This window comes from Phenylobacterium sp., assembly GCF_036402295.1.
Taxonomy (GTDB): domain Bacteria; phylum Pseudomonadota; class Alphaproteobacteria; order Caulobacterales; family Caulobacteraceae; genus Phenylobacterium.
This window is the reverse complement of the sequence record NZ_DASWTE010000005.1, coordinates 20,413-31,220: the sequence shown is the minus strand read 5'-3', so window position 1 is coordinate 31,220 and position 10,808 is coordinate 20,413. Positions and strand designations below refer to the sequence as shown.

Annotated in this window: 11 protein-coding genes; 9 read left to right on the top strand and 2 right to left on the bottom strand. The window is 70.9% G+C overall.

The features are described from left to right. The 4 genes from VGD44_RS00370 to VGD44_RS00355 form a co-directional block, all read left to right on the top strand. Positions 1 to 1,631: TonB-dependent receptor domain-containing protein (locus VGD44_RS00370; protein ID WP_331082696.1), on the top strand; the 1,631-nt coding region annotated here is incomplete at its 5' end. Between the two features lie 122 nt (positions 1,632 to 1,753). Then, on the top strand, positions 1,754 to 2,743 hold the full coding sequence (locus tag VGD44_RS00365; RefSeq protein ID WP_331082694.1) for an agmatine deiminase family protein: 990 nt from the start codon (positions 1,754 to 1,756) through the stop codon (positions 2,741 to 2,743). Further along, positions 2,743 to 3,621: an N-carbamoylputrescine amidase gene (gene aguB / locus VGD44_RS00360; RefSeq protein WP_331082692.1), complete on the top strand. Its 879-nt coding sequence runs from the start codon at positions 2,743 to 2,745 to the stop codon at positions 3,619 to 3,621. Before VGD44_RS00365 ends, aguB begins: the two co-directional genes overlap by 1 nt. A 10-nt stretch (positions 3,622 to 3,631) precedes the next feature. Beyond that, positions 3,632 to 4,168: a GNAT family N-acetyltransferase gene (locus VGD44_RS00355; protein WP_331082690.1), complete on the top strand. Its 537-nt coding sequence runs from the start codon at positions 3,632 to 3,634 to the stop codon at positions 4,166 to 4,168. Here VGD44_RS00355 and VGD44_RS00350 read toward each other — a convergent pair. Continuing rightward, positions 4,165 to 4,317, bottom strand: coding sequence for a hypothetical protein (locus tag VGD44_RS00350; RefSeq protein ID WP_331082688.1), 153 nt, complete (start codon positions 4,315 to 4,317; stop codon positions 4,165 to 4,167). The genes VGD44_RS00355 and VGD44_RS00350 overlap by 4 nt on opposite strands. Before the next feature lie 183 nt (positions 4,318 to 4,500). On the opposite strand from VGD44_RS00350, the gene VGD44_RS00345 reads away from it, so the two are divergent. Both VGD44_RS00345 and VGD44_RS00340 read left to right on the top strand, forming a co-directional pair. After that, entirely contained in the window at positions 4,501 to 4,908 is a 408-nt protein-coding gene (locus tag VGD44_RS00345; protein ID WP_331082686.1) for a hypothetical protein, read from the top strand. 136 nt (positions 4,909 to 5,044) lie between these two features. After that, positions 5,045 to 5,845 carry a SapC family protein gene (locus VGD44_RS00340; RefSeq protein ID WP_331082683.1) on the top strand — a complete coding sequence of 267 codons (801 nt, stop codon included), beginning with the start codon at positions 5,045 to 5,047 and terminating at the stop codon, positions 5,843 to 5,845. A 36-nt stretch (positions 5,846 to 5,881) separates the two neighbouring features. Here VGD44_RS00340 and VGD44_RS00335 read toward each other — a convergent pair whose 3' ends face one another. Beyond that, entirely contained in the window at positions 5,882 to 6,274 is a 393-nt protein-coding gene (locus VGD44_RS00335) for an acyl dehydratase (protein ID WP_331082681.1), read from the bottom strand. 126 nt (positions 6,275 to 6,400) lie between these two features. On the opposite strand from VGD44_RS00335, the gene VGD44_RS00330 reads away from it, so the two are divergent. From VGD44_RS00330 to pgi, 3 genes are read left to right on the top strand one after another with little or no spacing between them, the layout of a single operon-like run. Next, positions 6,401 to 8,521, top strand: coding sequence for a protein-disulfide reductase DsbD family protein (locus tag VGD44_RS00330; RefSeq protein ID WP_331082679.1), 2,121 nt, complete (start codon positions 6,401 to 6,403; stop codon positions 8,519 to 8,521). Positions 8,522 to 8,548: 27 nt separating this feature from the next. Next, positions 8,549 to 9,169 carry a thioredoxin family protein gene (locus VGD44_RS00325; RefSeq protein ID WP_331082677.1) on the top strand — a complete coding sequence of 207 codons (621 nt, stop codon included), beginning with the start codon at positions 8,549 to 8,551 and terminating at the stop codon, positions 9,167 to 9,169. A gap of 10 nt (positions 9,170 to 9,179) precedes the next feature. Beyond that, on the top strand, positions 9,180 to 10,796 hold the full coding sequence (gene pgi, locus VGD44_RS00320; RefSeq protein WP_331082675.1) for a glucose-6-phosphate isomerase: 1,617 nt from the start codon (positions 9,180 to 9,182) through the stop codon (positions 10,794 to 10,796). Positions 10,797 to 10,808 lie beyond the last annotated feature (12 nt).

Below are 10,808 nucleotides of genomic sequence, written 5' to 3'. Positions count from 1 at the left end.
TCACAGGCGGCATCGATCCGAACTCCGGTACGATCCCGGCCACCCTGGGCACGGCGCGTGACGGCGCCGCGGTCTTCGGCTTCCGGCTGTCGAGCATCTACGGCGAAGACCGAATCCAGATCCTCGACAACCTCGCCGTCTCCGCCGGCGTGCGGGTCGACTGGTATTCGATGGGCGACAAACCGATCCTGAACACGGCGTTCGTCTCGCGCAACGCCTTCGACAACCAGAAGAACCTCGATGGCGAGATCGCGGTCCTGCCGCGGGTCTCCTTCACCTGGGAGCCGATGGACCGGTTGAACGTGTCAGGCGGTTTCGGGCGCTTCTCGTCGACCGGCCTCAACGTCTGGGTGTCCAACTCCTTCTCGAACACTGGGGTCAGCCAGACCAACGCCAGTTGTCCGGCGGCTCCTTTCACGAACGTCGACATCACCAAGGCGCCGGCGGGCTGCACCTTCACCCCGCGCGGCGGCGACGTGAACGCGCTCGCGCCCGGCTTCAAGATCCCGACGGTCTGGAAGGCCAACCTCTCGGTCGGCTACGACTTCGACCTCGGCCGGTGGGGCGACAACTGGCGGGTCCAGGGCGACTATCTGCGGGCGGTGAACGAAAACGCCCTCTACTGGTACGACGCGCGCGCCGTCCAGATCGGCGTCGCCCCCGACGGCCGGCCTGTCTACGGGCGCAACACGGTCGGCGTGACGACCGGCAACACGTCGGACTTCCTGCTGTCGAACATCGACAAGGGCGGCTCGGAGTCCTTCGCCTTCACCCTGGGCAAGGAGTGGCGCGAGGGCATCTGGGACGGGCTGGGCTTCCGCTACATCTACACCTACACCGAGGCTGAAGACGCCAACCCGATGACCAGCTCGATCGCCCAGTCGAGCTACACCCGGTACGGCACCTCCGACCCGAACCGGCCGCCGTCGGCGACCTCGGACTACGAGGTGCGGCACCGCCACGCCCTGAACCTGTACTACGCAAAGAAGTTCTTCGGGGACAACGAGACCTCGATCAACGTCTTCGCCCAGCACCGGTCGGGCCTGCCGTTCAGCTACACGTTCGCCAACAGCCGGACGGGCACGCTGGACAACGACTTCGGGTACAATGTGTCCAGCTACTCGGGTCGCCAGGCCACCTCGAACGCCCTGCTGTACGTGCCGACCGCCAATGACCCGCTCGTGGTCTACGGCGCCGGCTTCGACCAGGCGCGGTTCCAGAGCTTCCTGGCCAATTCCGGGCTCGCGAAGTACTCGGGCAAGATCGCGCCGCGGAATGCCTTCCGCCAGGCGGACGTGACCACCATCGACCTGCGGATCAGCCAGGAGCTCCCGGCGTTCTTCCCGAACGGCGCCAAGCTCGAAGTCTTCATGGACATCGAGAACCTGGGCAACCTGATCAACGACGACTGGGGCGTGCTGGAGCAATACGACTTCCATCGCAGCGTCCCGGTGGTGAACGTGAGTTGCGTGGCGGCGGCCAGCACCGCCGCGGTCGGCTGCGGCACGCCGGGGGCCCGCTACCTGATCACGGGCACCGGCGCCGGTGGCGCGTTCCAGGAACCCGTGAAGGCGTTCCGGCGCGAGCAGTCGCTCTGGCAGATCAAGTTCGGCGCGAAGTACAAGTTCTAGGACTTCGCTTCATGGCGTTCCGGGAGGGCGGTCGCGGCGACGCGGCCGCCCTTCTCTTTTGCGAGGCGCTTGACGGGACCTCCTTCGGGGGCCACATGCGCGCGGCTTTGGAGAGGGCCGATATGAGCTTCGTCGTTCCGCCGGAATGGGCGCCGCACCGGGCCATGTGGCTGGGCTTCCCCAGCCATGCGGAGCTGTGGGAGGACGACCTCGAGGCCGCCCAGGCGGAGGTGGCCGATCTGGCCCGCGCGCTGGCGGGCCCGGGCGGCGAGCGCGTGCGCGTCATGACGGGCCATCCGGGCGGCGAGGCGGTCGCGCGCGAGCTGCTGGGCGACGTCCCCAACATCGAGCTGGTCCAGGGCCGCTTCGGCGACATCTGGCTGCGCGACACCGGCCCGATCTTCGCAGGCGGCCAGGCCAACGCGTTCCGGTTCAACGGCTGGGGCGGCAAGTACAGCCTGGAACACGACGACACCGTCGCCCACCAGATCGCCGAGGTGACGGGCGTCCCGCTGGTGGTGAACGATTTCATCCTGGAGGGCGGCGCGGTCGACCACGACGGCGTGGGCACGGTGCTGACCACCGACCAGTGCCTGCTGAACCACAACCGCAACCCCGGCTGGACCGCCGCCGACGCCGAAGACGCGCTGCGCGAGAGCCTGGGCGCGAGGAAGGTGCTGTGGCTGGGCGAGGGCCTGCGCAACGACCACACCGATGGCCACGTGGACAACCTGGCCCGCTTCGTCGCGCCGGCGACCGTGGCCATCCCGGTGGCCTGGGGCCGCGGCGATCCGAACGCCGAGGCCTACGACGACGCGGCCAGGCGCCTGGCGTCGATGACCGACGCCAAGGGCGAGAAGCTGAAGGTGGTGCGGATCCCGTCGCCCGGCTGGATCGACGGGGACGACGGCCCGATCCCGGCCAGCCACATGAACTTCCTGATCGCCAACCAGGCGGTGATCGTCCCGATCTACGCCAAGCAGCCCGGTACGTTCGCCATCGAGGTGCTGAGGCAGGTGTTCCCCGATCGCGCCGTGATCGGGCTGCCGTCCACCGCCATCCTGACCGGCGGCGGGTCCTTCCACTGCATCACCCAGCAGGAGCCGGCCTGATGCCCCGCACGATCTCCGTCGCCGCCATCCAGACCTCGTACGGCGAGGACATGGCGGCCAACATCGCGAAGACCGAGGGCTTCATCCGCGCCGCGGCGGCGCAGGGCGCTCAGGTGATCCTGCCGTCCGAGCTGTTCCAGGGGCCCTACTTCTGCGTGGCTCAGGAGGAACGCTGGTTCACCACGGCCTACCCCTGGCGCGAGCATCCCTGCGTCACCGCCCTGGCGCCGCTGGCCGGCGAGCTGGGCGTCGTGCTGCCGATCTCGATCTTCGAGCGCGAGGGGCCGCACTATTTCAACAGCCTGGTGATGGTCGACGCGGACGGCTCGCTCATGGGCGTCTACCGCAAGAGCCACATCCCCGACGGCCCGGGCTACATGGAGAAGTACTATTTCCGGCCCGGCGACACCGGCTTCAAGGTCTGGAACACCCGCTTCGGCCGCATTGGCGTCGGCATCTGCTGGGACCAGTGGTACCCGGAGTGCGCGCGGGCCATGGCGCTGATGGGCGCCGAGGTGCTGTTGTACCCCACCGCCATCGGCTCCGAGCCGCACGACGCCACGCTGGACACCGCCGCCCCGTGGCGCCGGGCGATGCAGGGCCATGCCGTGTCGAACGTCATCCCGGTGGTGGGCGCGAACCGCACGGGCTTCGAGCCCTGGGACGGCTACCCGAACGGCGGCCAGCAATTCTACGGCTCCAGCTTCATCGCCGACCACCGGGGCGACCTGGTGGCCGCGCTGGGCCGCGAGGACGAGGGCGTGGTCGCCCACACCTTCGACCTCGACTTCCTGAACACCCACCGCGCCGCCTGGGGCTTCTTCCGCGATCGGCGTACGGATCTGTACGGTGCGCTGGTGGGCGCGCGGCCGGCATGATCGAACCATCATGATCGAGACGGGGCGCCTGATCCTGCGGCCCTACGCCGAAGCCGACCGGGCGCCGTTCGCCGAGATCAACGGCCATCCCGAGGTGGGCCGCTGGCTGGCCGGCGTCTTGGACCGCGAGGCCAGCGACGCGCTGATGGACCGGATCAACGCCCATATCGCCGAGCACGGCTTCGGTTTCTGGGCCGCCGAGCGGCGCTCGGACGGGCGGCTGGTAGGCGCCATCGGCCTGCTCGTGGTGAGGGAAGGCGCGCTGCCCTGCGGCCCCGCCGTCGAGATCGGCTGGCGACTGCACCCCGACGCCCAGGGGCAAGGCCTGGCGTCCGAAGGCGCGGCGGCGGCGCTGGCCTGGGGCTTCCTGCGCCTGCCGGTGGACGAGATCGTGGCCTTCACCGCCGCCGGCAACCTGGCCTCCCAGGCGGTGATGCGCCGCATCGGCATGGCGCACGACCCGGCCCGCGATTTCGACCACCCGAAGCTGGCCGAGGACGACCCCTTGCGCCGCCACGTCCTCTACGCAGTGAAGCGGTCCGCCTAGGCCCCGCAGCCCTGCGGCTTGGCCTTTGCCGCGGCGATCTCGCGCTTGGCCTTCGCCAGGTCGGTCGCCAACGCCGGGTCGGCGTGCAGCCGCGCCACCATCGCCGAGCCCAGGGTGCGGCCGGCCTCCACGTCGGAGACGAAGCGCACGCCGCAGACCATGCCGCTGTCGCCGGAGTCGCGGCCGACGCTGGGCAGGGCGCCGGCCAGGGTGAAGGTCCTGGGAAGCGGTCTTGGCGATCCCTATGCCACCGCAGCCTCGTTTCACCGACTGTCACGGGGGCTTCGCAAAACCTCGCGATACTGCGGCCAGTTCAGTCAGAGGCCGCTTTCATGCTTGCCACGGGCCTGCACGTCGCCGACGCCGCCGTCGTTCTCGTCGTCGCCTACGTGCTCTGGGGCGGCTGGCTCCTGACGATTGCCGGGGCGCAGGCCTGCTGGCGGCTCTGCCGTTCGCCGGCGCACCGACGCGCGGGTTTGCTGCTTGCGGCCGGGTTGCTTGCGCCCGCTCTGCACGCCGCCGCCTGGATCGGCCTTGCGCGTTTCCCGGAAAGCGACACCGACCTCGGCGTCGCAGGTCTCGTCGCCCTCGCCGGCCTGCACCTGTTGACCGTCCTCGCGGCTCCGCTTCTGGCCCTGCGCCGCGCCAGCACCCTTGCGCGCGGCTCCGTCCGTCGGCGGCCCGCCCGAGCCGGCCGACCCGCGCTGCGGCACGGCCGCAACGTCACCTGGGCGCGCTGACGCGGAGAGGCTGGCCCGGGCAACCGCCCATTTGCCGGTGGGGGCGGGATCGGCTAGAAGCGGCGACCTTGCGCGTGGACCCGGAGAGCCTCCGGACCCGAGGAACCGCGCCTCCACGAGTTCTGAAGGCTGACTGATGACGACCGCCCAACCGATGCCGCCGGGCCAGCTCTCCGGCAACGTCCTGTTCTATTCCAAGCCCGAGCCGCTGGCGAAGGAGCTGCACTCCAAGCTCGGCGTGAAGCGCATGGATGGCCCCTTCGGCTTCGCGAAGGCCGGCCACGCCATCCCGCTGACCGTGGGCGAGTTCCCGCTGGCCGCCGTGACGGGCCCGATCATCTTCGTCGGCGACGAGAAGCTGCCGATCGCCGTGATGGGCCTGAACGCCGGCGAGAACATGTTCGTCAAGGACGACGGCACGTTCGAGAGCGGCATCTACATCCCGGCCTACGTCCGCCGCTATCCGTTCGTGTTCGCCAACGACGACGCGAACCGCCAGATGGTGCTGTGCATCGACCGCGCCGCCGAGTTCATCGTCGACAAGGGCTACGACATGCCCTTCTTCGACGACAAGGGCGAGCCGACCGAGTACACGAAGAACTGCATCGAGTTCTGCAACAACTTCGAGATCGAGCGCCAGCGCACGGTCAGCTTCGTGCAGATCCTCAAGGACCTCGACCTGTTCGAGACCAAGGAAGCCACCTTCACCCCGCCGAACACCGACGGCACGCCGGGCGAGCCCCAGAAGATCGCCGAGTACTTCGGCATCTCCGAGGACAAGCTGAACAAGCTGCCGGCCGAGAAGTTCGTCGAGCTGCGCGACAACGGCGCGCTGGGCCAGATCTACGCCCATATGCACTCGCTCGTGGGCTGGGACCGCCTGATCGCCCTGGCCATGACCCGGGCCGCGCAGGAACAGCCGGCTAACCTGAACTAGCAAACACCGCGGAGGCGCGTCCCTGGCGGGGCGCGCCTATCGCGTGAAGACGCTCCGCGTCAGGCACGAGAAGACGAGGCGGCCGGCCTCGTCGAGCAGGTCGTGCTGGGCGATCACGATGCCCTTGTCGTCGCCGACCGCATCCTTCGCCATCACTGTCATGCGGCCGCGCAGCAGCTCGCCGGCCGGCGGATTGCGCATCCAGCGCAGCGCGTCGACGCCCAGGCGCTTGGTCTGGCTGAAGTTGCTCGCCGTCAGAGCGTCCAGCCGCGCCCAGATCGCAAAGACCATCGCGTCGGGCGCGCCGCGGTCGACCGTCCAGCCCGGCGTGAAGGCGGCCACGAAGGTCTCGAGCGCGGCCGCGTCGACCGCGGCGGCCCCCAGCGAAGCGACCTGGCCGATCTGGATGTCGTCGAACGATGCGGGCAAGCGTGGGCTCCTCGTCTTTCGGAACGCGATTCCCCGATCATGGCCGCCCACGCCCCTAAGTCGAGCCCGCTTTGCGGTCGGGACATCCGTACGCCATATAGCGCCGGTAAAGTCGGTGTGGTGACGATGCGGTTCTTCCTGGGCGCGCTCAGCGCTCTCTTCCTGTCCGGCATGGCGGCGGCCCAGCCCGTGAACACGGGCCATCTGACGGCCGAGCTGCTCTCGTCGGCGCAGGGGATCGCGCCCGGCCAGACGATCCACGTGGCGCTGCGCCAGCAGATCCAGAAGGGCTGGCACACCTACTGGCGCAACGCCGGCGACTCCGGCGAGGCCACCAAGCTCGCCTGGACCCTGCCGCCGGGCTGGAGCGCCTCGGACTTCACCTGGCCCGCGCCCCATCGCCTGCCCGTAGGCCCGCTGGTGAACTATGGCTTCGAGGGCGAGGTGATTCTGCCGCTGCAGGTGACGGCCCCGGCCGGCGTGACGCCGGGATCGACGGTGACGCTGAAGGGCAAGGCCGACTTCCTCGTCTGCGCCGACATCTGCATTCCCGAGAGCGCCAACCTCGAGCTGAAGCTGCCGGTCACCGACGGCCCCGCGCCGGCCGATCCAACCTGGGGCCCGAGGATCGCCAGGGTGTTGGCGGACGCGCCGAAGCCCGCGGGGCTGACGGCCGCCTTCCAGACCGCCGGTGGGGCGCTCAAGCTCGCGGTGACCGGGCCGCCGCTGAAGGGCGCCGACATGGCCGGGGCCTACTTCTTCCCATACTCCGGGACCGCCATCGACCACGCCAAACCCCAGGCGATCGAGCGGGGCCCCGAGGGCCTGACGCTGGCCATCGCGCCGGGCTACGACTTCCGCTCGGCGACGCCCCCGAAGGAACTGGCGGGCGTGCTGGTCGTCGGCGGCAAGGGGTACGAGCTCACCGCCGCCGCGGGCCCGCTGCTGACCGGCGCCGCGGGTCTCGGCCCGCCCCCGGCGCGCGCCGGCCCCGCGCTGGGCGCAGGCGCGAACCTGGGCCTGCTGGCCGCCGCCGGCTTCGCTGTGCTGGGCGGGCTGATCCTCAACCTGATGCCCTGCGTCTTCCCGATCCTGGCCATGAAGGCCGCCTCGCTCGCGGGCCACGGCGGGGCCCACGGCGACGCGCGCCGGCAAGGCCTGGCGTTCGGCGCCGGCGTGCTGGTGACGTTCCTCGTCCTGGCCGGCGTCCTCATCGCGCTCCGGGCCGCAGGCTCGGCGGCGGGCTGGGGCTTCCAGCTGCAGGACCCGCCGATCGTCGCGGCCCTGGCCCTCCTGATGCTGCTGGTGGCGCTAAACCTCTCGGGCGTGTTCGAGGTCGGGACCTCGCTGCAGGGCGCGGGCTCGGGCCTCGCCGCGCGCGGCGGGCTCGCGGGCAGCTTCTTCACCGGCGCGCTGGCCGTCGTGGTGGCCGCCCCCTGCACGGCGCCGTTCATGGGCCCGGCGCTCGGCTGGGCCCTGACCCAGCCGCCGGCCGCCGCGCTCGTGGTCTTCGCAGCCCTGGGCCTGGGCTTCGCCGCGCCGTTCGTGGCCGTGGCCTTCGCACCCGGCTTCGTCAACCGCCTGCCGCGGCCTGGCCCCTGGATGGACGGCTTCAAGAAGCTGCTGGCGTTTCCGATGTACGGCGCGGTCGCCTGGCTGGTCTGGGTGCTGACTGTGCAGATCGGCTCGGACGCGGTGCCGCGGATCCTGGGCGCCGGCGTGGTGCTGGCGCTGGCCGCCTGGCTCTTCGGGATCGCCCAGCGCCGCAACGCCGCCGGCGGCAAGCCCGTCGCGCTGACCGCCACCGCCACGGCGCTGGCCGTCGCCGCGGTGCTGGGCGGCGCGGTCTGGCCCGCCTACGCGACCCCCGAAGCCGCGCCGCAGGCGGCCGAGCTCGACGACGAGGTCTACGCGCCGGAGCGGCTCGCCGCCCTGCAGGCGGAGGGCCGTCCGGTGCTGGTGAACTACACTGCCGCCTGGTGCGTGAGCTGCCAGGTGAACGACCGAGTGGCGCTCTCCACCAAGGATGTCTCCGAGGCCCTCAAGCGCAACAACGCCGTCTACCTCAAGGCCGACTGGACCAAGCGCGACGCCGCCATCGCCGCCGAGCTGGCCCGCTTCGGCCGCGCGGGTGTCCCGCTGTACCTCGTGTATGGCGCGAACGGCGGCGAACCCGCTATCCTGCCCTCGATCCTGACCGCCGGCGCCGTGGTGAAGGCGCTCGACGCCGCGGGCCGACCCGGTTGATCCATCCGAACGTTCGGAGCCGAACCGATGAGCTTTGACCGCCGAGCCCTGATCGCCCTCGCCGCCGCGTCCGCACTGGCCGCGCCCGCCGTCGCCGCGCCCACCGTGGGCCAGCCCGCGCCGGCCTTCAGCGCCGTGGACGCCAACGGCAAGACCCGCTCGCTCGCCGAGTTCAAGGGCAAGACCGTGGTGCTGGAGTGGACCAACAGCGGCTGCCCGTACGTCCGCAAGCACTATGACAGCGGCAACATGCAGAGCCTGCAGCGCGTCGCGGCCAAGGATGGCATCGTCTGGCTGACGGTGATCTCATCCGCGCCCGGCACGCAGGGCTACGTCGCCGGCGCCGACGCCAGGGCCTGGAAGGCGAAGGAGAAGGCGGCGCACGCCGACCTGCTGCTCGATCCCGAGGGCGTCGTCGGCCGCGCCTACGAGGCCAAGACCACGCCGCACATGTACGTCATCGATAAGGCTGGCAAGCTCGCCTACATGGGCGGCATCGACGACAAGCCGTCGTCGGATCCGGACAGCCTCAAGGGCGCCAAGAACTATGTCACAGCCGCGCTGGCCGACGTGAAGGCCGGCCGTCCGGTTGCCCAGGCGACGACCCGTCCCTATGGCTGCAGCGTGAAGTACGGCTCGGCCGGCTAAGAGGTCCTCGTTGTCCACCGTCGACGCCGCCTGGGCGGCCCTCTCCAAAGCCGCCTCGGCCGCGCGCGACCGGCGCATCGCGGGCCTGTTCGACGCCGAGCCCGGCCGGCTGGCGCACCTGACCCTGGCCGCCGCCGGCCTGGAGCTGGACCTCTCCAAACATCCCTGGTCGCTGGCCGACGTGGAGGTGCTGCTCGACCTGGCGCGGCTCTCGGGCGTCGAGACGGCGCGGGCCGGCCTGTTCGCCGGCGGGATCGTCAACGCCTCCGAGGGCCGCCCGGCGCTGCACATGGCGCTGCGCGCCGCCGAAGGGGCCGACTTCCGCGCGGCGGGAGTGCCGGTCTCCGCGGACGTGGAGTCCACCCGCGCCGCCATGCGCGCCTTCGCCGAGGCGGTCCGCGCCGGCGGGAAGCGCGGCGTCACGGGCAAGCCCTTCCGCGCCATCGTCCACATCGGCATCGGCGGCTCCGATCTCGGGCCGCGCCTGGTCTGGGAGGCCCTGAAGCCGCTCGACCCGCAAATCGAGCTGCGCTTCGTCGCCAACGTCGACCCGGCCGAGCTGGCCCAGGCGCTCACCGGCCTCGATCCGGCCGAGACGTTGGTGGTCACGGTCTCGAAGACCTTCACCACGCTGGAGACCCTCACCAACGCCGAGACGGCGCGGGCTTGGCTGCGCGCCAGCCTGGGCCCCGAGAGCGACAGCCACCTGGTCGCCGTGTCGGCCGCGCCGGACAAGGCCCAGGTCTTCGGCGTACCGGCCGACCAGGTGTTCGGCTTCTGGGACTGGGTGGGCGGCCGCTATTCGATCTGGTCGGCCGTGGGCCTCTCGTGCGCCGTGGCGCTGGGCTTCGACGTCTTCGAGCGCATGCTGGCCGGCGCGCGGGCCATGGACGCCCACTTCAACGCCGCGCCGCTGGCCCTGAACGCCCCGGTGCTGCTGGCGCTGGCGCACGTGTTCAACCGCAACGGCCTCGGCCGCCCGATCCGCGCCGTCGTGCCCTACGCCCAACGCCTGCGCCTCTTCGCAGCCTTCCTCCAGCAGCTGGAGATGGAATCGAACGGCAAACGGGTGACGGCCGACGGCCAGCCGGCCACGCATCCCACCGCCGCCAGCGTCTTCGGCGACGCCGGCACCAATGGCCAGCACGCCTTCTTCCAGCTCCTGCACCAGGGGACCGACGTGGTGCCGGTGGACATCATTGCCGTCCGCCAGGGGACCGAGGGCGACCCGGCCGCCCAGACCAAGCTCCTCGCCAACGCCATCGCGCAGGCCGAAGCGCTGATGGTCGGCCGCAGCGAGGCCGACGTCCGTGCCGAGCTGACGGCCGCCGGCCGGGCGCAGGACGAGATTGACGCGCTGGCCCCGCAGCGGACCTTCCCGGGCGACCGGCCGACCAGCTTCATACTCCTGGAGAAGCTGGATCCGGAACGGCTGGGCGCGCTCATCGCCCTTTACGAGCACAAGACCTTCGTCGAGGGCGTGCTCTGGGGGATCAACAGCTTCGACCAATGGGGCGTGGAGCTGGGCAAGACGCTGGCCACCCGCGTGCTGGGCGAGCTCGAGGGCGGCCCGACCGGGGCGCACGACCCGTCGACGCAGGCCCTGATCGCTCGGTTGAAGTCCTAGCCCGGCGCCTGT